Genomic DNA, 26,213 nt, shown 5'->3' with positions numbered 1-26,213 from the left:
ACGAACCGACAATCGGGACGGGGGAGACCGACATGACCGGAGCGTCAGGAGCGTCATCAGGGGAAGCACGCAGGGCGTCGAGGAGCGAGGAGGGGCAGCACTCGCCGAACCTGTTACGGAAGACACTGGTCACGGCGGTGGTGGCCGGTGCCACCTACTTCCTGACCAACGTCCTGAACCAGGACAAGAACGGGGTGTGGCAGCTGACCGTGTCCGTCGTCCTCGGCGGCGCGGCACTGATCATCCAGTACCTCGTGGACTTCGAGCAGCGGCTGAACTCGATGGAGCAGGGCCTGGACAAGTACCACCTGGAGATGCGCAGGGAGGTCGAGGGGGCCTTCATCCGGATCAGTGAGGCCACCGAGCTGTTCAGCGAGGTGGACCGCTCGGTGCTGCGGTCCGACGGCGTGGCCCGGCTGGCCCGCGCCTACACACATGTGGGCCGCCAGGAGTCACAGCTGGTGAAGGACTTCGCCCAGGACCGGATCGCCCAGCTCGCGTCCACGATGGAGAGCCTCAGCCGTGGCAGCACCGACTGCCCGGGCGAGGAGCACGACTGGCTGATCGCCCTCACCGCGTGCTGCGCCGGCACCCTCGAGGCCACCAGCACCCCGGTGGACCGTGACTTCTGGACCAGTGAGCCCGCCAACCGCTACCTGAAGGCACAGGAAGAGGCCGTGAAGCGGGGAGTGCGCGTGCGGCGGCTGTTCCTCGTGAAGAATCCGCTCGAACGCACCGAGGAACTGGAGGACCTCTGCCGCAGCCAGCGGGACCTCGGCATCGACGCACGCATCGCGGTCCGCTCGGAACTGCCGCAGCGCGCCCGTCTCACGCTCACGAACGACTTCATCGTCTTCGACGGGCAGCTCTGCTACGAGATAGAGCCGGACGTGGACGTCGTACCGGCCAAGACGCTCCTGAAGATGACACCCGAACACGTCCAGGAGCGCATGAAGCGGTTCAACGTCCTGTGGGAGGCGACCGAGCCCGCCGGGCCCGACCCCCTGCCCGCACCGACCGCCGCGTCCGGCTGAGCGGTACGCCGCACGTCACCCGCTGCGGCGTCCACGGTCCTCTCCGGGCGGCCCTGCTCTGCCGGCCCGCTCTGGGGACAGGTCATGGGTGCCGATCACCGAGAGCAGTTCCAGTTGGGCGGCGCCCTCGGTGCCGGGCGGCGCGGAGAACCACAGCAGGCGCTGGCGGCCGTCCTCGCTGAACAGGCTGTGGCAGTCCAGTTCGATGACGCCGAGGGCGGGGTGGACGATCCGCTTGTGGTCGGTGCGGCGCAACGCGACGTCGTGGGTGTCCCAGAGACCGGAGAACTCCGGACTGCGCCGGCGCAGCGTGGCCACCAGCCGGGTCACCTCGGTGTCGTCGGCGCGCCGGGCGGCGACCGCCTGGAGGTCGGCGACGAAGACACGGGAGTGGTGCGGGTGGTCCTCGGCGGGGTAGATCCCGCGGGCGTCCGGATCGGTGAACCAGCGGTACACGAAACTCGCCTCCGGGCCGCGCACCACCGGGGCAGGGCCGAGGAGCGCGACGGCAAGGGGATTCTGTACGAGAGTCTCGTGCACGTCCGTGATGACCTGGGCGGGAGTCGTGGTGAGCCGGTCCAGCAGACCGAGCAGGCCGGGCTGGACGTGCGCGGTCGGGCCCTGCGCCGCCGGAGGGACCGGGCGGTGCGCGAGGTGGAACAGATGGTCGCGCTCGTCGCCGTTCAGCCGTAGCGCCCGGGCCAGGGCCGCCAGCACCTGGACCGAGGGCTGCGCGCCGCGTCCGCGTTCCAGCTCCGTGTAGTAGTCGGCGGACAGCCCCGCCAGCTGGGCGACCTCCTCGCGCCGCAGCCCGGGCACCCGGCGCCGAGGGCCGTGCGGCAGGCCCACGCCGGAGGGGCGGATCCGGTCGCGCCGGGACTTCAGGAAAGCGGCGAGTGCGGAGTGGTTCACGCGTTTCATGGTCCCCACCGCGAAGGGCCGAGCCAGGGGACGGCGACCCCAGGGTGAGCAGAGCCGTGGCACGGGTCGCAGGCCGGGCCCAGGCTGGAGGCACGTCAACACCAGCGAAGAAAGGAGAGCCGTCGTGCCGTTCGCCAACTTCAAGGTCATCGCCGGAACCCTAGACGAGGAGCAGAAGGAGAAGATCGTCACCCGCACCACCGAGCTGTGCGTCGAGATGTATAGGCAGTTGGCGGCGCGTCGTCGAACTCCATCAGCTGGAGCATCCCGCTCATGGCGGTGTGTGCCCCCTGCGCGTACGGCAGCACCTGCACCAGCGCCCTCCGCTCCCGCGCCATCCCCGCCACGTGCTTCAACTGCTCGGCCATCGCCGCCGGGCCGCCCACCGCGATGCGCAGCACGTTCTCGTGCTGCACGACCCAATACTCGGGCCTTGTAGCGTCGGTCAGGATGCGTGCCCGCTCCAGCCGTGCGGCCACCGTCTCCTCCACGTACTCGGTGGCGGCGAACGGGTTGTTGGCCAGAGTTACCGCGCTTGCGTACTCGGCCGTCTGCAACAACCCCGGCACCAACGTAGGCGCGAACTCGCGGATCTTCGTGGCCGTCCGCTCGAGCTCCACCACCTCCGCGAAATAATCCGCATACCTCGCGTCATCAATGAGCTTTCGCCACGTGCGCTCGAAAAAGCCCTCGGTTTGCAGGACCTCGTCGATCCGCTGTGCCACGTCCAACTGAGGTCTGCGAATCGCCTGTTCGAATTGGCCGATGTAGCCGCCCGAGACGAAAACACGCGCGCCCAGCGCCGCCTGGGTGAATCCCGCGTTCTCCCGTCGCCGTTTCAGCTCGGCGCCGAAGAACTCCCACGCCGCCTGCCGCGCACCGTTGGCCATGGCTCAACCCGTCGCTGCTGCCCCGCACTTGTAGGGCACAGACACCTGTCGAGTGTAGATGCAGAGCGTCACCATGGAGATGCGAAGCGTGAAATTGCACGGGGAAGGGGAGCACGGTGACTGCAGTACAGGTATCACTCGGGGGACGAGACTCGGCGCACCGCGCCGAAGAGGCGGAGGAGACAGTGAAGGAATTGCGGGCTGCGCTCGCGAGCGTCGGAATCACATTGCCGTCGCTCCGGCTCGACCCGGCAAGTCTGGCACGGGAGACGCCCTGTCCACTGGTGGAATTGGGCGGCTGTTCCGTCGATGTCGCCGCCCGGCTGGCGGCGGCCCTGCGGGCGCGGCCGGCGGCGGAGGCGCGATGAAGAAGAAGCCGCCGATCGGGTCGTGCGCCGTCGACACCCGCACCGGGAGGGTGGGCGTCGTCATGGGGCACGAGGGCCCCTACGTACAGCTCAGACCGTACGGCGGGGGCAAGGAGTGGGACGTCGAACCGGAGGCCGTGCGCCCCGCGACGCCGGCCGAGCGCCTGCGGGCCGCCACCGCGTACGCCAACGCACGCAGCCGCGGTGAGGTCCCTTGAGGACCCGGCCCGAGGCGGGCCCGCCGTAGGCGAGAATGGACCCCATGAGTCTGTTCCGCGACGACGGCATCGTGCTGCGCACCCAGAAGCTGGGTGAGGCGGACCGGATCATCACGCTGCTCACGCGGGGTCACGGACGTGTACGCGCCGTGGCCCGCGGGGTGCGCCGGACGAAGTCGAAGTTCGGGGCCAGGCTGGAGCCGTTCTCGCACGTGGACGTGCAGTTCTTCGCGCGCGGGAGCGAACTGGTCGGGCGGGGGCTGCCGCTGTGCACGCAGAGCGAGACCATCGCCCCCTACGGTGGTGGGATCGTCACCGACTACGCCCGGTACACCGCCGGGACCGCCATGCTGGAGACGGCCGAGCGGTTCACGGACCATGAGGGGGAGCCGGCCGTCCAGCAGTATCTGCTGCTGGTCGGGGGCCTGAGGACGCTCGCCCGTGGTGAGCACGCGCCGCACCTCGTCCTGGACGCCTTCCTGCTGCGCTCCCTCGCCGTCAACGGGTACGCGCCCAGCTTCGGCGACTGCGCCAAGTGCGGCATGCCCGGGCCGAACCGCTTCTTCTCGGTCGCCTCGGGCGGGTCCGTGTGCGCCGACTGCCGGGTGCCCGGCAGCGTCGTACCCTCGCCGCAGGCCCTGGAACTGCTCGGCGCGCTGCTGACGGGAGACTGGGAGACCGCGGACGCGTGCGAGGCGCGGTACGTCCGGGAGGGCAGCGGCCTGGTGTCGGCGTATCTGCACTGGCACCTGGAGCGGGGGCTGCGCTCGCTCCGGTACGTGGAACAGTAGAGCGACGCGGCGTCACAGCTGTCAGAGCGGCAGACCGACACAGCGATACAGCGACAGAGCGAACAGATCGAAGAACCGAGGAGCGAGAAGCACATGGCCGTACGCGGGTTTCTGGGCCGCCAGCGCCGGGAGTACAGGACGCCGGAGCCGCACCCGTCCGGCGCGCGGCCTCCGAAGCTCCCCGGGGAGCTGGTCCCGAACCACGTGGCGATCGTCATGGACGGAAACGGGCGGTGGGCCAAGCAGCGCGGGCTGCCGCGCACCGAGGGGCACAAGGTCGGTGCCGAGCGGGTGCTGGACGTCCTGCAGGGCGCGATCGAGATGGGTGTGGGGAGTATCTCCCTCTACGCCTTCTCCACCGAGAACTGGAAGCGCTCGCCCGAGGAGGTGCGCTTCCTCATGAACTTCAACCGCGACTTCATCCGCAAGACCCGCGACCAGCTCGACGAACTCGGCGTGCGGGTGCGCTGGGTGGGCCGTATGCCCCGGCTGTGGAAGTCCGTCGCCAAGGAGCTCCAGGTCGCCCAGGAACAGACCAAGGGCAATGACCGGCTCACGCTGTACTTCTGCATGAACTACGGCGGCCGCGCGGAGATCGCGGACGCGGTGCAGGCCATCGCGGAGGAGGTCAAGGCCGGCCGGCTCGACCCGTCGAAGGTCAACGAGAAGACGGTCGCCAAGCACCTGTACTACCCGGACATGCCGGATGTCGACCTGTTCCTGCGCCCGAGCGGCGAGCAGCGCACCTCCAACTACCTGCTGTGGCAGAGCGCCTACGCGGAGATGGTCTTCCAGGACGTGCTGTGGCCGGACTTCGACCGGCGCGACCTGTGGCGGGCGTGCCTCGAGTACGCCTCCCGCGACCGCCGCTTCGGCGGCGCGATCCCGAACGAGGAGCTGCTGGCGATGGAGGGCAGGCAGGAGTAGGCCCCGGGGCCGGCTGTCCGGCCCCGCGGTTACGATCACGGCTCGCCACCGAAGAAACGGGGAATGGGCGCTGCTGATGTTCCGCGCGCCCCACATGACGGCCCGCGGACTGCTGAGGGCGAACCAGCACCACGGTCTGATGCGGGTGACCGTCGGGGAGGCGGGCGTGTGGACGACGAGCGCCCACGCCGACGTACGCCTGGCATGGGCCAACTACGGCAGCTACGCCGAGTCGGCCGCTGCTTCGTCCTGCGCAGCCCCGACCGTGCCGGGTACTGCGCGGCGGTGCTCCTCAAGCGGGGCGCGCGCACCCCGGAGGACGTGGACCGGCTGCGCGCCCTGCTGGACCGCCACCTGCCCCGCGTCTGAGCCCCGCTCAGTCCCCGGCCGCCGCGCACTCCGCGCACGTGCCGAAGATCTCCACCGTGTGGGCGACGTTGACGAAGCCGTGCTCTGCCGCGATCGCCTCCGCCCACTTCTCCACCGCCGGGCCCTCGACTTCGACGGCCTTGCCGCAGACGCGGCAGACCAGGTGGTGGTGGTGTTCGCCGGTCGAGCAGCGGCGGTAGACGGACTCGCCGTCGGAGGTGCGCAGGACGTCGACCTCGCCGGCGTCGGCGAGCGACTGCAGGGTGCGGTAGACCGTCGTCAGGCCCACCGAGTCGCCCTTGTGCTTGAGCATGTCGTGGAGCTCCTGCGCGCTGCGGAACTCGTCGACCTCGTCGAGGGCCGCCGCGACAGCGGCACGCTGCCGGGTGGCGCGGCCCTTCACGGGCGGTCCTGCGGTGGTCACCGGTTGCCTCCTTCTTGACGGCTCGTTCGCCTGCGGGCGCTCCGAGCCGGTGCGGGACCGTGACCGTGCTCAGCCCTTCGGGCCTCCGCGAGCCACGATCTCAACACCGGCGCGCCCCTTCGGCTCTCCGCGCCTCACGTCTGTGCCCTGCCGGGCCATTGTGCCAGCCCGGCCTGTGCGCGGTCAGACTCCGACCTCGTCGCCGGTCCCCCGAGTGGCCGGAATCGCGCACTCTGCGGGGTCCCCGGAGGGCTGCGCGGCGGCGAGCGCCCGCGCGCGTCGCCGGGCCAGCGGAGTGGCGAGGGCGGTGAGCGCGATGAACGCGGCGATGGTCAGCAGCACGATCGTCGCGCCGGGCGGCACGTCCTGGTAGTACGACGTGATCGTGCCGCCGAGGGTGACGGTGACGCCGATGGCGACCGCGATCGCGAAGGTCGCCGCGAAGCTGCGGCCGAGCTGCTGCGCGGCCGCCACCGGGACCACCATCAGCGCGGAGACCAGGAGGAGACCGACCACCCGCATCGCGACGGTCACCGTCACGGCCGCCGTGACGGCCGTCAGCAGGTTCAGGGCGCGCACCGGCAGGCCCGTCACCCGGGCGAACTCCTCGTCCTGGCTGACCGCGAAGAGCTGGCGGCGCAGGCCGAGGGTGACCAGGACGACGAAGGCCGCGAGCAGGCAGATCGCCACCACGTCGGACTGCGAGACGGTGGACAACGAGCCGAACAGGTATGACGTCAGGTTCGCGTTGGAGCCGCCCGGCGCGAGGTTGATGAACATCACGCCGCCGGCCATACCGCCGTAGAAGAGCATCGCGAGCGCGATGTCGCCACGTGTCCTCCCGTACCAGCGGATCAGTTCCATGAGGACCGAGCCGAGGACGGAGACGGCCGTCGCCATCCACACCGGTGAGGTGGACAGGAGGAAGCCGAGGCCGACGCCCGTCATCGCCACGTGGCCGATGCCGTCGCCCATCAGGGCCTGGCGGCGCTGGACGAGGTAGATGCCGACGGCGGGGGCCGTGATGCCGACCAGGACGGCGGCGAGCAGGGCCCGCTGCATGAAGGCGTAGTTCAGGAAGTCCATCAGCTCAGCAGTCCCGTGCGGATCGGTTCGGTGCCCGCGGCGTCGTGCGGGTGGACGTGGTCGTGGCCGGGCAGGGCGTGCTGGCCCACGGCCTTCGGGGGCGGGCCGTCGTGCAGTACGCAGCCGTCGCGCAGGACGACCGCCCGGTCGATCAGGGGCTCCAGGGGGCCCAGTTCGTGCAGCACCAGCAGGACGGTGGCGCCGGAGGCCACCTGGTTCCTGAGCGTCTGCGCGAGCACCTCCTGGCTCGCCAGGTCGACGCCCGCCATCGGCTCGTCCATGATCAGCAGTTCGGGCTCGGAGGCGAGCGCGCGGGCGATGAGCACGCGCTGGTGCTGGCCGCCGGACAGGGCGCCCACGGAGTCCTTGGCCCGGTCCGCCATGCCGACGAGGTCCAGGGCGTGGCGTACGGCCTCGTGGTCGGCCTTGCGCAGGATGCCGAAGCGCGCCCGGGACAGGCGGCCCGAGGAGACCACCTCGGTCACCGTGGCGGGCACACCGCCCGCGGCGGTGGTGCGCTGCGGCACGTACCCGACGCGCCGCCAGTCGCGGAAGTCGCGTCGCGGGGTGCCGAAGAGTGCGATCTCCCCGGCGTTCACCGGCACCTGGCCGATGACGCTGCGCACGGCGGTCGACTTGCCCGAGCCGTTCGCCCCGAGCAGCGCGACGACCTCACCGCGGCGGACGGTGAGGTCGATGCCGCGCAGGACGGGGCGCGAGCCCAGGTCGGCCCGTACGCCCCGCATCGATATGACGGGCTCGCCCATCGCGTCCATGGCGTCCTCCGTAGCGATCACTTGGTGCCCAGGGCGGTCTGCAGGGCCTTGAGGTTGGACTCCATGACCTGGAAGTAGTCGCGGCCGCGGGACTTCGGAGTGATGCCCTCGATCGGGTCGAGGACGTCCGTCTTGAGGTTCGCGTCCTTCGCGATGGTCTTCGCGGTCTTGTCGCTGACGAGCGTCTCGTAGAAGACCGTGGAGACGCCGTCGGCCTTGGCCGTCTTCTCGAGGTCGCGGACGCGGGCGGCGCTGGGCTCGGACTCGGGGTCCAGACCGTTGATGGCCTCCTCGGTGAGGCCGTAGCGCTCGGCGAGGTAGCCGAAGGCGGCGTGTGTGGTGAGGAAGACCTTGGTCTTCGTGTTCCTCAGTCCGTCCGCGTACTGGGTGTTCAGGTCGTCGAGTTTCTTGACCAGCGCGTCGGTGTTCTTCTTGTAGGTGTCCGCGTGCTTCGGGTCCGCCTTCTCGAAGGCGGCGCCGACGCCGCCTGCGACCTGGGCGTAGCGCACCGGGTCGAGCCAGATGTGGGGGTCCTCGGCGCCGGCCTCCTCGCCCTGGTGGGTGTCGTGGGCGGCCGCGTGCCCGCCGACCTCGTTGCCGTGCTTCTCCAGGGAGGTCAGGGAGGAGGCGTCGACCTTGGTCCTGATCTCGGACTGGGCCACCGCGTCGTCGACGGAGGGCTGCAGGCCCTTGAGGTAGAGGACCGCGTCGGACTCCTGGAGCTGCGCGGTCTGCTTGGCGCTGATCTCCAGGTCGTGCGGCTCCTGGCCGGGCTGGGTCAGACTGGTGACGTGGACGTACGACCCGCCGATCTGCTCGGCGAGGAAGGCCAGCGGGTAGAACGACGCCACGACGTCGAACTTGCCGCTGTCGCCCGCTGCGGCACTGGAGGAGGAGCAGGCGGAGAGGGCTCCGAGCCCGAGGGCGGTGGCCGCCGCGACCGCGGTCCCGGGTATGAGGCGTCGTCGTACGTTCATGACAGTCATTTTCATCAAACATGGAAACCGTTGTCAACAAGTTCTGGTGTGGGCTTGTGGACGGCACCGATTTGATTGAGGGGGAGCCACCGCCGGTACCCTGAAGCATTCGCTTTGAAGCGTCTCGCTTCGTCGCCCGTCGTCGTAATGAAGAGAGCACCGTGGCCGCCGACAAGATCGACACCATCGTCAGCCTGAGCAAGCGCCGTGGCTTCGTATTCCCCTGCAGCGAGATCTACGGTGGTCAGCGTGCCGCCTGGGACTACGGACCGCTGGGTGTCGAGCTCAAGGAGAACATCAAGCGCCAGTGGTGGCGCTACATGGTGACGTCGCGCGAGGACGTCGTCGGTATCGACTCGTCGGTGATCCTGGCGACCGAGGTCTGGGTGGCCTCCGGTCACGTCGCCACCTTCACCGACCCGCTCACCGAGTGCACCTCCTGTCACAAGCGCTTCCGTGCCGACCACCTGGAGGAGGCGTACGAGGCCAAGCACGGCCGCCTCCCTGCGAGCGGCCTCGCGGACATCAACTGCCCCAACTGCGGCAACAAGGGCCAGTTCACCGAGCCGAAGCAGTTCTCGGGTCTGCTCTCCACCCACCTCGGCCCGACGCAGGACAGCGGCTCCATCGCGTACCTGCGCCCCGAGACCGCGCAGGGCATCTTCACCAACTTCCTCCAGGTCCAGCAGACCTCGCGCCGCAAGCCGCCGTTCGGCATCGCGCAGATGGGCAAGTCGTTCCGCAACGAGATCACGCCGGGCAACTTCATCTTCCGCACCCGCGAGTTCGAGCAGATGGAGATGGAGTTCTTCGTCAAGCCGGGCGAGGACGAGAAGTGGCACGAGTACTGGATGCAGGAGCGCTGGAACTGGTACACGGGTCTCGGCCTGCGTGAGGAGAACATGCGCTGGTACGAGCACCCGAAGGAGAAACTCTCCCACTACTCCAAGCGCACCGCAGACATTGAGTACCGCTTCCAGTTCGGCGGCTCGGAGTGGGGCGAGCTGGAGGGCGTCGCGAACCGCACGGACTACGATCTGTCGGCGCACTCCAAGGCCTCCGGCCAGGACCTCTCCTACTTCGACCAGGAGGCCGGCGAGCGCTGGACGCCGTTCGTCATCGAGCCCGCGGCGGGTGTCGGGCGCACCATGCTGGCGTTCCTGCTCGACGCGTACGTCGAGGACGAGGCGCCCAACGCCAAGGGCAAGATGGAGAAGCGCACGGTGCTGCGCCTCGACCACCGCCTGGCTCCCGTGAAGGTCGCGGTGCTGCCGCTGTCCCGGAACCCGGAGCTGTCGCCGAAGGCGAAGGGCCTCGCGCAGGCGCTGCGGAAGCACTGGAACATCGAGTTCGACGACGCGGGCGCGATCGGCCGCCGCTACCGCCGCCAGGACGAGATCGGTACGCCGTACTGCGTGACGGTGGACTTCGACACGCTGGAGGACAACGCGGTGACGGTGCGTGAGCGTGACTCCATGAAGCAGGAGCGGGTGTCTCTCGACCAGATCGAGGGGTACCTGGCCGGGCGGCTCCTGGGCTGCTAGGCGCTGGGCGCTCGACGCGGGACGAGAACGCCGGGCGGGCTGGAGGGTCTCCAGCCCGCCCGGCGTCTTTTGTTCGGATTCTTGGGGTGCCGCCCGGGTGAATGTGCGGTCGACAGGTCCTGCCGGAGCCGCTCGGAAGCAAAAAGGATCTTCATGCTGCATCTATGCGGACACCGGAGAAGATTCCCACCCTGATCCATCAGACCTGGAAAGACGCCGACGTACCTCAGAAATGGCGGAAGTGGATCGATTCCTGGCGTCTGCATCACCCCGGCTGGGGATACCGGCTGTGGACCGACGCGGACAACCGCGCCTTCCTCCAGGAGCACTATCCCTGGTTCCTGCCGGTGTACGACGGCTACCCCGAAGCGATCATGCGGGCCGACGCGATCCGCTACTTCCTGCTCGATCATTTCGGCGGGCTCTACGTGGACATGGACTTCGAGTGCCTGAAGCCGGTCGACACCCTCCTGGACGGACGTGAACTCGTCCTCGGGTGCGAACCCGAGGCGCACACACGGCTGCTGCTGGCCCGCCAACGCGGATTGCGCCGCATCGTCGGCAACGCGTTCATCGCGTCCCGTCCGGGCCACCCCTTCTGGGCCCACGTGCACCGGCAACTGGTCGGCGCGCACCGGGCGCCCGGTGCTCTGGACGCCACAGGCCCCTTCTTCCTCACCAGGGCCGTCGACAGCGCCCCGCAGCCCGCCTCGGTCACGGTCCTCGGGCCGGAAGTCCTGTATCCCGAGGTGAGCCCTTACGCGGCAGAGCTGTTCGGCCCTCAGGAGGCGAACTACGAGCATGCGTACGCCGTGCACCACTGGTCCGGCAGCTGGACGCCCGCCGTCCCCGCAACGCCGCGGACCTCGGCCGGCAAGCGGTTCCCGTTCTGGACCAGCCAGGGGATGCACCCGCTCGCCGAAGGCCTGCTCAGCCTTGACGCGCAGCGCCGTCGCTGGGCCTCGGGCGCGCCCACGCCGACGGTGTCCTGCCTGATGGTGACCAAGGACCGCTCGTCGACGGCCCGCCGCGCGATCACGTGCTTCCGTACGCAGACGTACCCGGACCTGGAACTGGTCGTCGTGGAGGACGGCACGGACGACGGTCTCGAGCAGCACATCCGCGAGCTGGGCGACCCGCGGATCCGCCATCACCGGCTCCCCCCTGAGGGCCGGCCGCTCGGTGAACTGCGCAACGAGGCGGTGGACCGGGCGACCGGAGCGTACGTATGCCAGTGGGACGACGACGACCTGTACGACCCGGAGCGGGTCGAGACGCAGATGGCGGCGATCCTCGCACTCGGCGCCGATGCCTGCTTCCTCGCCCGTGAACGGCTGTGGTGGGCCGCTCGCCACAAGCTGGCGATCTCCTGCGCGCGGGTCTGGGAAGGGTCGATGATCTGCGCAAAGGACCGGATGCCGCGCTATCCGGCGCTGCGCCGGGGCGAAGATACACCCGTGGCGGAAGAGCTGGTCCGCACCGGCCGGGTCGTATCGGTCGACGCACCGGAGCTGTACACATACGTCTGTCACGGCGGCAACACGTTCGACGAGTCCCACTTCGCCGAGCACTTCGAGGTCGCGACCGAGATCTGGGCCGAACCCGGTGCCTACGCCGAGCGGTTGCTGGCCATGGCGGACCGGCTGCCGATCGAGCCGGAGGACATCGTCCACGCCGAGACCCATCCCGCCGCCCGGGCGTCCGAGCGACGGCCGCGGGCGGACGTCGAGCCCGCCCCGGGTCCGGCGAGTGAGCGGCCCCGGGTTCTGGTGCTCACCCCCGTCAAGGACGCGGCCGCGTTCCTGCCCGGCTATCTGGAGGGGCTTCGCTCCCTCGACTACCCGCGCGAGGCGATCTCCCTGGGGTTGCTGGAGGGCGACAGCACGGACGCCACGCCGGAACTTCTGCGCCAGGCCCTGCCCGGCCTGGAGGCCGAGTACCGCCGGGTCACCCTGGTGCACCGGGACTTCGGGCTCCAGTTGACCGGCCCTCGTTGGGAGCCCGGTGTCCAGCGCCGACGCCGGTCGGTCCTGGCCAAGGCCCGTAACCATCTGCTCTCCCGAGCCCTCACCGACGAGGAGTGGGTGCTGTGGCTCGACGTCGACGTCACCGGCTACCCGGCCGACCTCGTCCAGCGCCTGCTCGGAGCGCGCAAGGACATCGTCGTTCCGCACTGTGCCGGCACGGCCGGTGGTCCCACGTTCGACCTCAACACCTTCGTGCTCCACCCCGGCGCCCGCACGCTCAACTGGTCCCAGTGGCTTCGCGACGGCATTCTGCAGCCGCCCAAGGGCTTCGGCCGGATCTACCTCGACGCCTTGCGCGGGAAGGGGCTCATCCGCGTCGACTCGGTCGGCGGCACCGTACTGCTCGTGCGCGCCGACCTGCACCGTGACGGCCTGAACTTCCCGTCCTTCCCGTACCAGTACCTCATCGAGACCGAGGGCCTGGCCGCGATGGCCCGGGACATGGGCACCGCCTGCTGGGCGCTGCCCGACCTGGAAGTCCTGCATCCGCACCATGCCCCCGATCCGGCGGACACCGCGGCCCTGTCCCCGTCCTGAGCGGCACGGTGGCGCTACTCGCCCCCGCCACTCGCCCAGCGTAATCATTTTGCCACGCTATGTATGCAAATCCTACGGTGACGCTGCTGCCCCTGCCGTGAAGGCCGTCGGCATGCCGGGGCAGCTTCCCTGACAGGAAGGCACCACCGTGAAAGCTCGTGTCATGTCCTCGCTGGCCCTCCCGGCCGCACTGGCAACCGCCGGACTGCTCAACACCGCGGAGGCCGCCTACGCCTCTGCTCTCGGCCAGGACACCCTGACGGCGTCGGCCCCGTACGCGCACCAAGGGCAGCCGATGAGCGGCGACGCCACCCTCATACCGGGGGCGGAGCGCCCCTGCAAGAACCTGGCCAATGTCACCATCAGTGACTACAGCCACTGCTGCCCATCCATGGCCAACGTCGTCATCAGTGACTACAGCCACTGCTGCCCGTCGATGTCCAATCTGACCATCTGTGACTACGGTCACCACCACGGTCACCACGGCTCCGGCAACTACTCCGACTACGCCGACCGCGACTACGCGCCCAGCCTTCGCATCGGCTAGCAGGTGATCGGCGGGTCCGCTGCGACGTGGCCCTGACTCAGGGCCGGGGGGGGCGCCCGCGCCCGGCATCGCGGAGGCCTGCCACCCGTGGTCCGGATCCTCTTCCCTCCCCTTCCGTTCCGAGCGAAAGACGGCTCATGCCCCACGGTTCCGACCCTGTGGTCTCGGTGGTCATCCCCTGCCACGACTACGCCCGCTATCTGCCCGAGGCGGTATCCAGCGTCCTCGCCCAGACGTTCCGCGACTGGGAACTCGTCATCGTCGACGACGGCAGCACCGACGACACCGTCGAGGTGGCAAAGGGCCTGATCGCCCGCCACCCCGACCGGCGCATCCGGCTGCTCCAGCAGGCCAACGCCGGAGTCTCCGCCGCGCGCAACACCGGGATCGAGGCGGCCGCAGGCCGCTACATCCTCCCGCTGGACGCCGACGACGTGATCGCGTCCACGATGCTGGAGAAGACCGTCGCGGTCCTGGACGGCGACCCCGGCATCACCATCGCGTCGACGGACGTCTTCACCTTCACCGACGACGACCTGCCCCCGCAGGCGATGCCCCTGCCCGCGTACAGCCGAGAACTGATGCTCCAGCGGCTGATCATGTTCTACTGCTCGCTGTACCGCCGTGAGGCCTGGCAGGCCGTGGGCGGGTACGACGAGAGCATGCGGGCGGGGGAGGACTGGGACTTCTGGATCGGCTGCGTCGAGCACGGCTTCGACGCCCACCACATCCACGAGCCGCTGTTCGGGGCGCGCAACAAGGACACCGGACTGCATCTGGAAGCCGCCGAGAACGACCTCGCCATCCGGGCGCGGATCGTGGTCAACCACCCGAGCCTGTTCAAGCCGATCACGCGTGGCTGGGCGCAGGCCGTACTCGGTCAGGATGCGGAAGCGTGCCTGCGGGACGAGAACGTCCCCGACGACATCCTCACCCGGGCCGCCGAGATGGATCAGTTCCTCGGCGCGGTCATGGCCCTGCAGCGCACCACGCGGGTGCAGTACTACCACATCCGCCGCCTGGAGAAGGCGCTGGCCGCGCACACCGGCGCCACCGCCGCACCCACCCGGGAGAGCGACCCCGCCGCCCCGCCCACCCGGGAGAGCGGCCCCGCCGCGACGGCTTCCGCCGTCCGCTAGGCCACGCAGAACTCGTTGCCCTCCGGGTCCCGCATGACCCACCAGTGCCCGGCCGGGCCCTTGTCCACCTCCTCGACGCGACGCGCGCCCAGGGCCTCCAGGCGGGCGACCGTCGCGTCCCGGGCGTCCGGGCCGGCGTGCACGTCGAGGTGGAGGCGGTTCTTGGCGGATTTCGGCTCGGGGACGTCCTGGAAGAGGATACGGCGGCCCCGGCCGATGCCCGTCTCCTTGTCGTACGGGTCGTCCGGGTGTCGGATGGCGGCGAAACCCCGGAAGATCCGCGTGCCGTCGTGCTCCGCGACCGCCCCCTCCGGGAGCTGACCCGCCGTCAGCAGACCGTTGATCAGTGCGCTGTTGTCCTCCACCTCGTACCCCAGCGCCGCCGCCCAGAAGTCCGCCAGGACGGGCGCGTCATGCGTGTCGACGACCAGTTTCCAGTCCAGAGCTGCACTCATGTAACCACTTATATTGGTTACATGGAGTCGTCGTCCAGAGGTCGGGCCGGTATGCCCGGGCTCGTGCTGCGGTCCCGCACCGGGGCCGAATACCGCTTCGACGCGGGCGCGTTGAGCCTCGAGCTGCTGCCGACCGGCGGTCCGGGGGCCTTCCGGCGTTACGAGGTGCTGCACGAGCCCGCCGACCTGGCCGCGTGGGCGCGGCGGTCCCGGCTGGCGCCGACGCCGGCCCTGGAGATCACGGACGAGGACCTGGCCGCGGCGCGGAGGGTGCGTGACGCACTGTGGCGGATCGTTCTCGCGCGGACGGAATGGGCGTCGTCGGGCGCTTCCGGCGACGTACGCCTCCTCAACGAGGCCGCCGCGCGGCCGCCCCTCGTCCCGGCGATCGACGCGGACGGCGCGCGCGCCTGGGCCGAGCCCGGCCGTGGAACCCAACTGCTGTCCACGGTGGCCCGGGACGCCGTGGACCTGCTCACCGGCCCCTTGGCGGATCGCATCCGCATGTGCGCCGCCGAGGACTGCCAGTTGGTGTACGTCGACACCTCCCGTCCGGGCCGCCGCCGCTGGTGCTCGATGGAACACTGCGGCAACCTGCACAAGGTCCGCACGCTGCGGGCGCGCAGGGCCGAGGAGGCGTGACGCTCTTCACGGGGGCAGAAGGCCGGATTCGGTCAAGGGTCGGACGTCCGCACCTCCGGTGATCCGCGTGGTCGGACCGCGCTGCCCGCCCACGCGGAACCGCGTGCGCCGCGCGACCGGCGTCGACAAGTGGCGTTGCACGCGGAGCCCGCCAGCGGTGGCGGGACCACAGGATGTCCGGAAAGACGCGGGCAGGTGGTCCGGACCATTGACAGGTCCCTGCCGGATGACTGTCATGGGGAGCCGCCAGATCCTGTGAGCGCTCTCAGGAGGCCTGCGAGGACGATTGTCATGCGCTCAACAATCCCTGTCATGACAACATTGCCGGTCCTCACCTGAGCCACCCCCCGTCCCTCAGGAGAGACACCATGCTCATTCGACGTGCCCTCGTGGCCGCCACCGCGGCGGCCGCCGTCTCGGCGGTCGTCCTGCCCGTCTCGGCCGCCACCGCGTCCACCGCCGGTGCGCCGGCGCGGCCGGCCGCGGCCGACTTCGTCGTGACCGCGGCCCAGTTCCTGCAGATGTTCCCGAACAAGAACGCCTTCTACACCTACGACGCCCTGGCCAACGCGACGGGCGCCTACCCCGCCTTCGCCCACACCGGAAACGACCGGGACCGGAAGCTGGAGGCGGCGGCCTTCCTGGCCAACGTCAGCCACGAGACCGGCGGTCTGCGCTACATCAAGGAGCAGAACACCGCCAACTGGCCGACGTACTGCGACACGGGCCGCCCTTACGGCTGCCCGGCCGGGCAGGCGGCCTACTACGGGCGCGGCCCGCTCCAGCTCAGCTGGAACTTCAACTACAAGGCAGCCGGGGACGCGTTGGGGATCGACCTGCTGCACAAGCCGGACCTGGTGGCGACCGACGGCCAGGTCTCCTGGAAGACCGCGCTGTGGTACTGGAACACCCAGACCGGTCCGGCGACGATGACGCCCCACCAGGCGATGGTCTCCGGGGCAGGGTTCGGCGAGACCATCCGCAGCATCAACGGCGCCGTCGAATGCAACGGCCGCAACCCCGCCGAGATGCAGGACCGGGTCAACCTCTACCGGCAGTTCGCGCAGATCCTCGGCGTGACCCCGGGCGCCAAGGTGGCCTGCTGAACCCCAGCTCCGTGCTGCTCTTCATGACTCATCCGACGGAGGAGTTGTGCGCAGAATCCTGACCACCGCGGCCGCCCTGGCCGCCGCCCTGCTGGTGGCCGTGGCACCGCACCGGACGCCCGCGCCGGACCAGGCGAAGGCGACTACGGCCGCCGCACCCCACCGGGTGGTGCCCGCCGCAGCCGCAATCAATCACACCGTCACGTTCGTCAACCACACCGGACGCAGGATCTGGATCGGAAGCACCGTCAACGCCGACGGCTCCCAACCCCTGACCGGGCTGCCGATCCTGGATCCCGGCCAGTCGGCGACCGCGACGATCCCCGAAACGGCGGCGCCCGGCCACTGGCGCGGCAAGTTCTTCGCCCGCATGGGGTGCAGCGGCACCCCGGGCAGCACCTTCCACTGCCAACTCGGCGACTGCGGGGTGTACGCCCAGAAGTGCGACACCAACAGGACCGAACAGCCCGTGAGCCTCGCGGAGTTCAACTTCGACAGCGCCGACGGTCTGGCTCCCTGGTACGACGTCAGCTACGTCAACGCGTTCTCCGTGCCGATCACCATCACTCCCGTGAACGTGACCGGAAGCGGCGGCGGCTGCGCCACCCAGGGCTGCTCCCAGGACCTGCTGCCGAAGTGCCCGGCAGCCGATCTGACCCGGTGGGCGGACGGGACGCCCATGCTGTGCACCAACCCGAACCGGGACGCCAGGACCACCTACAGCGACATGATCGCCACCAACTGCCCGCGGGCGTACGGCTGGTCGAAGCAGGACCAGGAGCCCGGCAACCAGGTGATGCAGCAGTGCAGCCGGTGCAACGGCTTCACCGTCGATTTCCACAAGGGAGCGTGAGCATGCCGTCGGACGCCCTGCGCAGAAGAAGTGTCGTCGCCGGGCTGCTCGCACTGCCGGCCGCACTCGCCGTCGACGGCCGGGCGGACGCGGCCACCGCGACGGCCGCGTCGGACACGACGGCCGCCGCCGTGAAGAAGAGGGGTGTCAGCGCCTGGAACTTCACCGGGGTCACCCAGGACCTCGCCGACTCCAAGGTCGGCTGGTTCTACACCTGGTCCTCGGGCCGACAGCAGATCACGGCGCCCGCGGGCGTGGAGTTCGTCCCCATGATCTGGGGGCCGGGCTCGGTCACGGACGCGGAGCTCAACCAGGCGAAGCAACAGGGCAGCACGCTGCTCGCGTTCAACGAACCGGACATGGCGGGACAGGCCGACATGACCGTGCAGCAGGCGCTCGATCTGTGGCCGCGGCTGCAGTCGACCGGCCTCAGGCTCGGCGCGCCCGCGGTGGCGACCGGCGCGAACGTCGCCGGCGGCTGGCTCGACCGGTTCCTGCAGGGCGCCGCCGCGCGCGGCTACCGGGTCGACTTCATCCCGCTGCACTGGTACGGCGCCGACTTCGACACGGCGAACGCGGTCGGCCAGTTCTGGACGTACGTCCAGAGCGTCCACGAGCGCTACAACAAGCCGATCTGGGTCACCGAGTACGCGCTGACCGACTTCTCGTCCAGTACGCCGAAGTATCCGACGCAGGCCCAGCAGGCGGCGTTCGTCAAGCAGTCGACCGACTTGCTCCAAGGGCTGTCGTACGTCGAACGGTACGCGTGGTTCACGCTCTCGACCAGCCGCGGCGACGGCACCGGTCTCTACAACGGCACCACCGCCACCCAGGCGGGTGCCGCGTACCGGGCGGCGGGCTGAGCCCGGTCCCGGGGTGGCATCCCCGGCCTTCCCTCCCTCCTTCCCTCCTTCCGTCCGTCATCCATGCGACGACGTTTCGAGAGAGGCAAGAAAAGCGATGAATCGCGTCATACCCTCCGCCCGCCTGGCCGTCGGGACCACGGTCCTCGGCGCGCTCATGGTGCTGGCGCCCACCACTTCCGCCGGTGCAGCGCCTGCCGCGGGCGCCGCGCAGACAGCCGCCGACCAGTGTTGGGCGACGCGCTACGGCCCCATACCGGCCGGCGCGCTGACCGCCAGCGGCGAGGTATTCGACAACAACGCCGACACCGCGGCGACCTCCCTGACCCGGAACCCGCAACTGCCGTTCGGGACCAGGGTGAAAGTCACGAACGTGGCGAACGGCAGGTCCCTGGTCGTCCGCATCAACGACCGCGGCACCTTCCAGCAGACCCCCCAGGAACCCAAGTGCCTGGACCTGACCGACGGAGCCTTCAGCCGGCTCGGCGGCGTCCTCGATCCCGACCAGGGCCACATCGTCGTCACCCAACAGGTGCTCGACTGATGCCGCGGAAGACAGCCGAGGCCGCTGCCGATATCGCCAACCTCTGACCGTCATCAGCGGACTTCGGCCCTCCCCGGCAGAGACCTGCCGCCCGGCGCGGCCACGGAGCGTCCGTGGCCGCGCCGAGTCACGGGCGCCCCGCACCGGGTCACCGCCCTCAGCCGATCGTGCGCGGCAGCCGCAGGCTCAGAGCGATCGTCACGGCGATGCCGGCCAGCTGGACCAGCAGCGTCGTCACCAGGGCGTCCCGCATGCCCATGCCCGGCACCAGCGTCAGGAACAGCGTGCCGAGCGTCGCCACGCCCAGCGCCAGCGCCGACTGCTGCGTCGTCACCATGACACCGCTGCCGACGCCCGCCCGTGCCGTCGGCACCTCGGACGGGACGATCCGCATGATGATCGGGAGCTGGAGCGCCTGGCCCGCGCCCGCGACCGCCGCGCCCGGCAGCAGCTCCCACACGCCCAGATGCGGCCAGGAGCGCCAGGCGGTCAGGACCAGCAGCCCGATGCCGACCGCCTGGATCAGCCCCCCGGCGGTCACCACCCGGGTGCCGAAGCGGGCGACCAGCCGAGGCCCGTACAGCGAGACCACGAAGAACGCCACCGCCATCGGCGTCAGCGCCAGACCCGCGGGGACCGGACCGAGCCCCGCGCCCTGCTGCAGCGAGACCGCGATCACGAACATGAAACCGCTGAACCCGATCGAGAACGGCACCATCATCACCAGTCCACGCCGCAGCGACGTGAGCGCGAGCAGGCTCGGCGGCACCAGAGGCGTACGGCCTTGCCGGTCCGCGCGGCGCTCCACCGCGTAGAACGCCCACGCCGCGAACGGGAACGCGGCCAGTGCCAGCCAGGTCCACAGCGGCCAGCCCGCGGCCCGGCCCTCGGTCAGCGGCGCCAGCAGGGTCAGCAGCGAGACGGCGAGCAGCACCGTGCCGGGCCCGTCCACCGGCTCCGGGTGCTGTGAGCGAGTCTCCGGGACCGCCCGCGCGCCCAGGAACAGGCCGACCACCACGACCGGCACGTTGACGAGGAACACCGAACGCCAGCCGGTGCCCCAGATGTCCGCCGCCACCAGCACACCGCCGAGGATCTGCCCGGCCACCATGGACAGACCGGCCGTCGCGCCGTACAGGCCCATCGCCTTGGCGCGGCGCTGCCCGCTGGTCGCCGCCTGGATCGTGGCGAGCACCTGCGGCAGCATCGCCGCGGCCGCCGCGCCCTGCGCGACGCGCGCCGCCACCAGCGTCCATGCGGTCGGGGCGAGCCCGCACGCCAGCGAGGTCACACCGAAGGCGGCCATCCCGTAGAGGAAGAACTCGCGCCGGCCGAACAGGTCGCCCAGCCGGCCACCGAGTACCAGCAGCACGGCGTACGACACCCCGTACCCGGCGACGACCAGTTCGAGGACGGCCTCACCCGCGTGCAAGTCCTTGCCGATGGTCGGAAGGGCGACGTTGACGATGAAGAAGTCGATGAGGGGCAGTGCCGCGCCCAGCAGCACCGTGAACAGTCCGAGCCCGCCCAGCCGTGGGGTCTCCACGGGCGAGCGGACGATACGGGAAGTCAGAGTCTCGGTCACGCCATCGAGCCTCCGCCGACTCTCAGAGTGGTACCAGAGTGTTCTCATCCTGGTACCAGCACTACCTGGAAACAGGCTCCGCAGGGCGGCAGGCTGGGGGCATGGCGACCATGGTGCAGGAGACGGCGGCGGTCCGCGAGACGAGGGCGGACCGGGAGGCGGAGGCGCCCGATCGGCGCGCATCCGAGATCCGGCGGCATGAACTGGCCGCGTTCCTGCGGCACCGCCGCGAGCACATCACCCCCGAGCAGGTCGGACTGCCCCGCGGCCGGCGCCGCCGCACCCCGGGGCTGCGCCGCGAGGAGGTCGCGCAGCTCGCCGCGGTCGGTGTCACCTGGTACACCTGGCTGGAGCAGGCCCGGGACATCCAGGTCTCCGTCCAGGTCCTCGACTCCCTCGCCCGCACCCTGCTGCTCGACGCCAGCGAACGCGCCCACTTGTTCAACCTGGCCGGGGCCGTCGACCCCGCACCCGGCGCGCACTGCCCGTCGGTCACCGACGCCCAGCGCATCCTGCTGGAACAGCTCGAGCCGCTCCCGGCCTGCATCTCCAACAGCCGGTACGACATCCTCGCCTACAACCGCACCTACGGGCTGCTGATGTGCGACCTCGATGCCGTCCCACCGGCGGACCGCAACTGCATGGTGCTGTGCTACACGCACCCGGACTGGCGGGCGGCGATCGTCGAGCATGAGGCGACCATGCGGCTGATGGCCGCCAAGTTCCGTGCCAACATGGCCGACCACCTCGGTGAGCCCGCCTGGAAGATGCTGCTCAATCGGCTGATGACAGAGTCCGCCGAGTTCCGCGAGGCCTGGGAACGGCACGAGGTGGTCGGCTCCCGCAGCAAGCGCAAGCAGTTCCGCAACGCCCACGTGGGCTTGCTGACCCTCGACCACACCGATCTGTGGCTCGGGCCGCACAACGGGCCCCGGATGGTGACGTACGCGCCGGCGGACCGGGAGTCGCGGGAGCGGCTGGAGAAGTTGCAGGCGATCGCGTCGGAGCGGAGCGCCGCCTGACCCGTGGAGGTGCTAGGCGGAGACGCCGGAGGCCTCACGAACCTCGGGGGACTCGAGCCGGTCAGCCGTGCGCTCGGCCGTCCTCCTGGCCCACCGGCCGGTGGTGAGCGCCCCGAGTATCAGCACAGCCGCACCGCAGGCGACGAGAATCCACCAGCCGGGGCGGGCCGCCGAGACGAACGTCTGCCTGTACGCCGACGCCGTCACACCGGATGCCAGCACCGCGCCGACCACCGCCACGCCGAGGGTCTGGCCGAGCTGGCGGCTGGTGGAGGCGACCGCCGCGGCGACGCCGGCCTGGGCGCGGGGCATGCCGGAGACGGCTGTGTTGGTGATGGGGGCGTTGACGAAGCCGAAGCCGATGCCGAACAGGACATAGCCGACGAGCAGCATGGTGTTCGACGTCTCCGCCTCGAAGGCCGCGAACAGCACCGCGCTCGCGGTCATCGCACAGCCCGCCACCAGCAGCGGCAGGCGCGGCCCGCGGTTGCCGACCAGGCGGCCGGACAGCGGGGCGCACAGCATCGTCGGGGCCGCCAGCGCCAGCATCCACAGGCCCGCGTGCAGCGCGTCCAGGCCGCGTACGTTCTGCAGATAGAGCGTGGACAGGAACAGGAAGCCGCCGAGGGCCGCGAACGCGCTGATGGCGATCACCGTGGCCCCGCTGAACGGCGCCGAGCGGAAGAAGCGCAGGTCGATGAGCGGTTCGGCGCGGCGCGGCTCGTACCAGAACAGGCCGACGAGGGCCACGAACGCGACCACGGCGAACGGGACGATCCTTGCGGCACTCGCGTCCGGGGCCTCGATGATCGTGTACGTCAGGCAGCCGAACAGGGCGATCACCAGCAGCTGGCCGACCGGGTCCGGGCGACGCGCCTTGGGCGCCCGGGACTCGGGGACGAAGCGCAGGGTGAGCAGGAGCGCGGCCAGTCCGACCGGCAGGTTGACCCAGAAGATCGACCGCCAGCCGACCGAGTCCACCAGCAGCCCGCCGACCAGTGGGCCCGCGGCCATGGATATGCCGACCACGGCACCCCACGCACCGATCGCGCGGGCGCGTTCACGGGCGTCGGTGAAGGTGTTGGTGATGATCGACATTGCGACCGGGTTGAGCATCGAACCGCCCACCGCCTGCACCATGCGGAACACGACCAGCAGTTCGAGGTTCGGCGAGAGCGAGCACAGCAGGGAGCCGACGCTGAAGACGATCAGGCCCGCCATGAAAACGCGCTTGCGGCCGATCCGGTCGGCCGTGGAACCCGCGAGCATCAGCAGCGAGGCCAGGACCAGCGTGTACGCGTCGATCGTCCACTGCAGACCGGAGACGCTCGCATGCAGTTCCCGCTGCATCGAGGGCAGCGCCACGTTCAGGACGGTGTTGTCGAGGCTCACGATCAGCAGGCTCATGCAGCAGATCGCGAGCACCAGGAGACGTCGGCGATGGCTGAGCTCGGGCATGCGGTCCATGGTACGACGGCATTGATAGTGTGTCTAACTAATGAGTGCTACCTGATCATTGCCTATACGCGACAATGGGGCAATGCCCATGACCGAGTCCCCCTTGCAGATCGGCCCGCACACCGTCCAGCCGCCCGTCGTGCTCGCGCCCATGGCCGGGATCACGAACGCGCCGTTCCGCACCCTGTGCAGGTCCTTCGCCGGAGGCGAATCAAAGGATGCAGCCAGCGGCGGCAAGGGTCTGTTCGTGAGCGAGATGATCACGACGCGGGCGCTGGTCGAGCGCAACGACAAGACCATGCAGCTGATCAAGTTCGACGCGAGCGAACGGCCGCGGTCGATCCAGCTGTACGGCGTCGACCCGGCGACCGTCGGCAAGGCCGTCCGCATGATCGCGGAAGATGACCTCGCCGACCACATCGACCTCAACTTCGGCTGCCCGGTGCCGAAGGTGACCCGCAAGGGCGGTGGTTCCGCGCTGCCATACAAGCGGAACCTGCTGCGGGCGATCCTGCGCGAGGCCGTCAGCGGCGCCGGCGACCTCCCGGTCACCATGAAGATGCGCAAGGGCATCGACGACGACCACATCACCTACCTCGACGCCGGGCGGATCGCCGTCGAGGAGGGCGTGACGGCCATCGCGCTGCACGGGCGTACGGCCGCCCAGCACTACGGCGGCACGGCGGACTGGGACGCCGTCGCGCGGCTGAAGGAGCATGTGCCGGAGATCCCGGTGCTGGGCAACGGCGACATCTGGTCGGCCGAGGACGCGCTGCGGATGATGCGCGAGACGGGCTGCGACGGGGTGGTCGTGGGTCGCGGCTGCCTGGGACGGCCGTGGCTGTTCGCGGACCTGATGGCGGCCTTCGAGGGGCGGACGGAAGACATCGCCAGGCCGACCCTCCGCGAGGTCGCGGACGTCATGGTCCGGCACGCCACCCTGCTCGGCGAGTGGCTCGGCGACGAGTCGCGCGGCGTCATCGACTTCCGCAAGCACGTGGCCTGGTATCTGAAGGGCTTCGCGGTCGGCTCCGAGATGCGCAAGCGGCTCGCGATCACCTCCTCCCTGGAGGAACTGCGGGCCGGCCTGGACGAACTGGACCTCGACCAGCCCTGGCCGTCCGGCGCCGACGGGCCCCGCGGCCGTACGTCCGGCAACAACCGGGTGGTGCTGCCGGACGGCTGGCTGAAGGACCCGTACGACTGCGCGGGGGTCGGCGAGGACGCGGAGCTCGACACCTCCGGAGGCTGATCAGTCCTTGGAGGGGTGCGGCGTGGAGCCGTACGCCGTCAGGAAGCGGTCGCGGAAGGAACTCATCTTCCACACCGGCGCGTTGTGCGCGGGCCGCAGGCCGTCCGTCCAGCCCCAGCTCGCGATCCTGTCGAGGACCTTCGGGTCTTTGGCGACGATCGCGCAGGGCACGTCATGGCTGGCGTGGTTGCCGCTGACGTGGGCGTTCGCCTGGTGGTCGCCGAGGAAGACGAGCACGGTGTCGTCGTTGCCGTAGCGCTCCAGGAACTGGGTGAGGGCGGTCACCGAGTACTGGACGGACTTGCCGTACTCCTCCTTGGAGTGGGTGTCGCTGGTGTAGGTGTAGTCGGGCTTGTTGCCTGCCTTCTGGATGGCGTCGAAGATCGAGCCGTTGCCGAGCTGGTCCCAGCCGACCATCTTGGGGATGGGGGCCCAGGGGGTGTGGCTGGAGGTCAGGATGATCTCCGACATCAGCGGCTTGTCGCGCTTCTTGCCGTGCTCCAGGCGCTGGAACGCCTCGAGCGCGTACTGGTCGGGCATGGTGGACCAGCTGAACTTCGGGCCCTTGTAGCCCATCTCGAAGGCGTTGTAGACCTTGTCGAGGCCGTAGAACTTCTGCTCCGGCCAGCCCTTCTGCACACCGGGCATGACGCCGACGGTATCCCAGGCGCCGGTCTTCTTGAACACCTTGGTGAGGCTGAGGTGGTCGCTGGTGGTGACGGTGCGGTAGCGGCTCTGGTTGTCGATCCACAGGCCCGACAGGAACGTTGAGTGGCCGAGCCAGCTGCTGCCGCCGTACGTCGCCGAGGTCAGCCAGCCGCTCTTGGCGTGGAAGCCGGCCTTGGCGAGGGCCTGGGTGCTGGTGTCGAGGGTCTTGTCGACGCCGGGTGCCATGATCGGGTCCTCGATGGCGCTGCGGCCGTAGCTCTCGATGAACGTGAAGATCATGTCCTTGCCGCGCAGATCGGGCACCAGCTGCGAGCCCGGGGTGGCGCCGAAGGCGTCGACCCTGGCGGTCTTCGCGAAGTCCCGCTCGTCCCTGAGGGTCTGACGGATGAGGTCGGAGCGGACCTTGAGCATCGTGACGGTGCGCTCGGCGGCCAGCGGCACGCCGCCGACCTGGAGGCCGAGGACCGTGCAGGTCATCCACACCATGCTGAGCACGAGGACGGTACGGGTGGTGGTGGTGCGGTGCCGGGCCATGACGTTGCCGAGCCGCACGACCGAGAGCGCCGAGACGGCGAGGACGGCGAGGACGATCGCGACGGCCGCGCACAGGACTCCCAGGGCGCCCGCTCCGCCGAGGGTGTCCTGGAGGTAGGAGTAGGCGTCGCTGAGGAGGGGCCAGTCGAGGACGGCGTTGAAGTCGCGGCCGAGGTACTGGTAGAAGCCGGCGTCCAGCAGGTTGAGCATGGTCTGCACGCCGAGTACGACACCGCCGACCCAGGCGACGACCAGCCGCGGCCGCCGGGGCAGAGCGGTCAGCACGACGGCCCCTATCAGCGCCTCCACCGGTATCCGCGTGAACATGGCCGGCCGGAAGCTCGCGGGCCTGTTGGGCATGACGAGCGAGACGACGACGAGGACACCGGCGAGCACGGTGACGGTGATACCGAGGACGCGGGCGGCGAGCGGGTGGTCGGCCCACCAGGTGCGCCGGCGGAAGCGGAGACGGGGGCCGTTGGCTATGCCGGCCGGGTTTTCCACCGCGTCGGTTTCCGCCGCCTCGTCCTCGGCCGCGGGTGCGTCCTCGGCGTCCGGCTCCGTCGTACGGTCGGCGGGCTCGTCCGGAGCGGCGGGCTCCGCCTCCGGCACCGGCCGCTCGTCCTCCTCCGCCGGCAGGACCCCGTCGGTGGCC

Annotated in this window: 27 protein-coding genes and 1 pseudogene; 18 read left to right on the top strand and 10 right to left on the bottom strand. The window is 70.0% G+C overall.

Features of this window, described 5'->3' with window-relative positions; translation table 11 throughout:
• Window positions 1-32 precede the first annotated feature (32 nt).
• Window positions 33-1,034, top strand: coding sequence for a DUF6879 family protein (locus AB0N14_RS05620; protein WP_366024426.1), 1,002 nt, complete (start codon window positions 33-35; stop codon window positions 1,032-1,034).
• A gap of 15 nt (window positions 1,035-1,049) precedes the next feature.
• On the opposite strand, the gene AB0N14_RS05615 is transcribed toward AB0N14_RS05620, so the two are convergent.
• Window positions 1,050-1,955 (bottom strand): helix-turn-helix transcriptional regulator, encoded by a 906-nt coding sequence (locus tag AB0N14_RS05615; RefSeq protein ID WP_366024425.1) that lies wholly within the window; start codon window positions 1,953-1,955, stop codon window positions 1,050-1,052.
• Window positions 1,956-2,079: 124 nt separating this feature from the next.
• On the opposite strand from AB0N14_RS05615, the pseudogene AB0N14_RS05610 reads away from it, so the two are divergent.
• A pseudogene (locus tag AB0N14_RS05610) lies at window positions 2,080-2,178 on the top strand (tautomerase family protein); the annotation flags it as partial.
• Here AB0N14_RS05610 and AB0N14_RS05605 read toward each other — a convergent pair.
• A complete protein-coding gene (locus AB0N14_RS05605) occupies window positions 2,144-2,845 on the bottom strand; it encodes a helix-turn-helix transcriptional regulator (protein ID WP_366024424.1) in 702 nt (233 codons plus the stop codon). The pseudogene AB0N14_RS05610 and the gene AB0N14_RS05605 overlap by 35 nt on opposite strands.
• Window positions 2,846-2,961: 116 nt before the next feature.
• Here AB0N14_RS05605 and AB0N14_RS05600 point away from each other — a divergent pair, with 116 nt between their 5' ends.
• The 5 genes from AB0N14_RS05600 (at window position 2,962) to AB0N14_RS05580 (ending at window position 5,518) form a co-directional block, all read left to right on the top strand.
• On the top strand, window positions 2,962-3,213 hold the full coding sequence (locus AB0N14_RS05600; RefSeq protein WP_366024423.1) for a hypothetical protein: 252 nt from the start codon (window positions 2,962-2,964) through the stop codon (window positions 3,211-3,213).
• Complete coding sequence (locus tag AB0N14_RS05595) at window positions 3,210-3,431, top strand: hypothetical protein (protein WP_366024422.1); 222 nt, start codon at window positions 3,210-3,212, stop codon at window positions 3,429-3,431. Before AB0N14_RS05600 ends, AB0N14_RS05595 begins: the two co-directional genes overlap by 4 nt.
• A gap of 44 nt (window positions 3,432-3,475) precedes the next feature.
• Window positions 3,476-4,222 (top strand): DNA repair protein RecO, encoded by a 747-nt coding sequence (recO, locus tag AB0N14_RS05590; RefSeq protein WP_200417284.1) that lies wholly within the window; start codon window positions 3,476-3,478, stop codon window positions 4,220-4,222.
• Between the two features lie 93 nt (window positions 4,223-4,315).
• Window positions 4,316-5,149 carry an isoprenyl transferase gene (locus tag AB0N14_RS05585; RefSeq protein ID WP_366024421.1) on the top strand — a complete coding sequence of 278 codons (834 nt, stop codon included), beginning with the start codon at window positions 4,316-4,318 and terminating at the stop codon, window positions 5,147-5,149.
• 168 nt (window positions 5,150-5,317) lie between these two features.
• Window positions 5,318-5,518, top strand: a complete 201-nt coding sequence (locus AB0N14_RS05580) for a hypothetical protein (protein WP_366024420.1) — start codon at window positions 5,318-5,320, stop codon at window positions 5,516-5,518.
• 7 nt (window positions 5,519-5,525) lie between these two features.
• Here the strand turns inward: AB0N14_RS05580 and AB0N14_RS05575 are convergent, their stop codons facing one another.
• From AB0N14_RS05575 to AB0N14_RS05560, 4 genes are all read right to left on the bottom strand, one after another.
• Complete coding sequence (locus tag AB0N14_RS05575) at window positions 5,526-5,942, bottom strand: transcriptional repressor (protein ID WP_366024419.1); 417 nt, start codon at window positions 5,940-5,942, stop codon at window positions 5,526-5,528.
• A gap of 183 nt (window positions 5,943-6,125) precedes the next feature.
• A complete protein-coding gene (locus AB0N14_RS05570; protein WP_366024418.1) occupies window positions 6,126-7,028 on the bottom strand; it encodes a metal ABC transporter permease in 903 nt (300 codons plus the stop codon).
• Window positions 7,028-7,795: a metal ABC transporter ATP-binding protein gene (locus AB0N14_RS05565; protein ID WP_366024604.1), complete on the bottom strand. Its 768-nt coding sequence runs from the start codon at window positions 7,793-7,795 to the stop codon at window positions 7,028-7,030. The genes AB0N14_RS05570 and AB0N14_RS05565 overlap by 1 nt, the downstream gene beginning before the upstream one ends.
• 26 nt (window positions 7,796-7,821) lie before the next feature.
• Window positions 7,822-8,781, bottom strand: a complete 960-nt coding sequence (locus AB0N14_RS05560) for a metal ABC transporter substrate-binding protein (protein WP_366024417.1) — start codon at window positions 8,779-8,781, stop codon at window positions 7,822-7,824.
• A 161-nt stretch (window positions 8,782-8,942) separates the two neighbouring features.
• Here AB0N14_RS05560 and AB0N14_RS05555 point away from each other — a divergent pair, with 161 nt between their 5' ends.
• The 4 genes from AB0N14_RS05555 (at window position 8,943) to AB0N14_RS05540 (ending at window position 14,575) form a co-directional block, all read left to right on the top strand.
• Entirely contained in the window at window positions 8,943-10,325 is a 1,383-nt protein-coding gene (locus AB0N14_RS05555) for a glycine--tRNA ligase (protein WP_366024416.1), read from the top strand.
• 164 nt (window positions 10,326-10,489) lie between these two features.
• A complete protein-coding gene (locus tag AB0N14_RS05550; RefSeq protein WP_366024415.1) occupies window positions 10,490-12,889 on the top strand; it encodes a glycosyltransferase in 2,400 nt (799 codons plus the stop codon).
• A 148-nt stretch (window positions 12,890-13,037) separates the two neighbouring features.
• Window positions 13,038-13,436 (top strand): hypothetical protein, encoded by a 399-nt coding sequence (locus AB0N14_RS05545; protein ID WP_366024414.1) that lies wholly within the window; start codon window positions 13,038-13,040, stop codon window positions 13,434-13,436.
• A 137-nt stretch (window positions 13,437-13,573) separates the two neighbouring features.
• Window positions 13,574-14,575: a glycosyltransferase family A protein gene (locus AB0N14_RS05540; protein ID WP_366024413.1), complete on the top strand. Its 1,002-nt coding sequence runs from the start codon at window positions 13,574-13,576 to the stop codon at window positions 14,573-14,575.
• Here the strand turns inward: AB0N14_RS05540 and AB0N14_RS05535 are convergent.
• A complete protein-coding gene (locus AB0N14_RS05535; RefSeq protein WP_366024412.1) occupies window positions 14,572-15,030 on the bottom strand; it encodes a VOC family protein in 459 nt (152 codons plus the stop codon). The two genes, AB0N14_RS05540 and AB0N14_RS05535, sit on opposite strands and share 4 nt — an antisense overlap.
• A gap of 21 nt (window positions 15,031-15,051) precedes the next feature.
• On the opposite strand from AB0N14_RS05535, the gene AB0N14_RS05530 reads away from it, so the two are divergent.
• From AB0N14_RS05530 to AB0N14_RS05510, 5 genes are all read left to right on the top strand, one after another.
• The gene (locus AB0N14_RS05530) at window positions 15,052-15,672 is read left to right on the top strand and encodes an ABATE domain-containing protein (protein ID WP_366024411.1); all 621 of its coding nucleotides are present in this window, start codon (window positions 15,052-15,054) and stop codon (window positions 15,670-15,672) included.
• Window positions 15,673-16,040: 368 nt separating this feature from the next.
• The gene (locus tag AB0N14_RS05525) at window positions 16,041-16,778 is read left to right on the top strand and encodes a chitinase (RefSeq protein ID WP_366024410.1); all 738 of its coding nucleotides are present in this window, start codon (window positions 16,041-16,043) and stop codon (window positions 16,776-16,778) included.
• Between the two features lie 46 nt (window positions 16,779-16,824).
• Window positions 16,825-17,631 carry a thaumatin family protein gene (locus tag AB0N14_RS05520; RefSeq protein WP_366024409.1) on the top strand — a complete coding sequence of 269 codons (807 nt, stop codon included), beginning with the start codon at window positions 16,825-16,827 and terminating at the stop codon, window positions 17,629-17,631.
• Window positions 17,632-17,633: 2 nt separating this feature from the next.
• Complete coding sequence (locus AB0N14_RS05515; protein WP_366024408.1) at window positions 17,634-18,494, top strand: glycoside hydrolase family protein; 861 nt, start codon at window positions 17,634-17,636, stop codon at window positions 18,492-18,494.
• Between the two features lie 97 nt (window positions 18,495-18,591).
• Entirely contained in the window at window positions 18,592-19,038 is a 447-nt protein-coding gene (locus AB0N14_RS05510) for a septal ring lytic transglycosylase RlpA family protein (RefSeq protein WP_366024407.1), read from the top strand.
• A 157-nt stretch (window positions 19,039-19,195) separates the two neighbouring features.
• Here AB0N14_RS05510 and AB0N14_RS05505 read toward each other — a convergent pair whose 3' ends face one another.
• Window positions 19,196-20,623 carry an MFS transporter gene (locus tag AB0N14_RS05505; protein WP_366024406.1) on the bottom strand — a complete coding sequence of 476 codons (1,428 nt, stop codon included), beginning with the start codon at window positions 20,621-20,623 and terminating at the stop codon, window positions 19,196-19,198.
• A gap of 101 nt (window positions 20,624-20,724) precedes the next feature.
• On the opposite strand from AB0N14_RS05505, the gene AB0N14_RS05500 reads away from it, so the two are divergent.
• Window positions 20,725-21,645, top strand: a complete 921-nt coding sequence (locus AB0N14_RS05500; RefSeq protein ID WP_366024405.1) for a helix-turn-helix transcriptional regulator — start codon at window positions 20,725-20,727, stop codon at window positions 21,643-21,645.
• Window positions 21,646-21,657: 12 nt separating this feature from the next.
• On the opposite strand, the gene AB0N14_RS05495 is transcribed toward AB0N14_RS05500, so the two are convergent.
• On the bottom strand, window positions 21,658-23,103 hold the full coding sequence (locus AB0N14_RS05495) for an MFS transporter (RefSeq protein ID WP_366024404.1): 1,446 nt from the start codon (window positions 23,101-23,103) through the stop codon (window positions 21,658-21,660).
• Between the two features lie 82 nt (window positions 23,104-23,185).
• Between AB0N14_RS05495 and dusB the strand changes: the two genes are divergently transcribed.
• Entirely contained in the window at window positions 23,186-24,355 is a 1,170-nt protein-coding gene (dusB, locus tag AB0N14_RS05490) for a tRNA dihydrouridine synthase DusB (protein WP_366024403.1), read from the top strand.
• On the opposite strand, the gene AB0N14_RS05485 is transcribed toward dusB, so the two are convergent.
• Window positions 24,356-25,918 carry a CDP-alcohol phosphatidyltransferase gene (locus AB0N14_RS05485; protein ID WP_366024603.1) on the bottom strand — a complete coding sequence of 521 codons (1,563 nt, stop codon included), beginning with the start codon at window positions 25,916-25,918 and terminating at the stop codon, window positions 24,356-24,358. It abuts the gene before it with no gap.
• Between the last annotated feature and the right edge of the window lie 295 nt (window positions 25,919-26,213).

The sequence above is a fragment of the Streptomyces sp. NPDC051104 genome, from assembly GCF_040682835.1.
Classification (GTDB): domain Bacteria; phylum Actinomycetota; class Actinomycetes; order Streptomycetales; family Streptomycetaceae; genus Streptomyces; species Streptomyces cynarae.
This window is presented reverse-complemented; position numbering and strand designations above follow the sequence as displayed.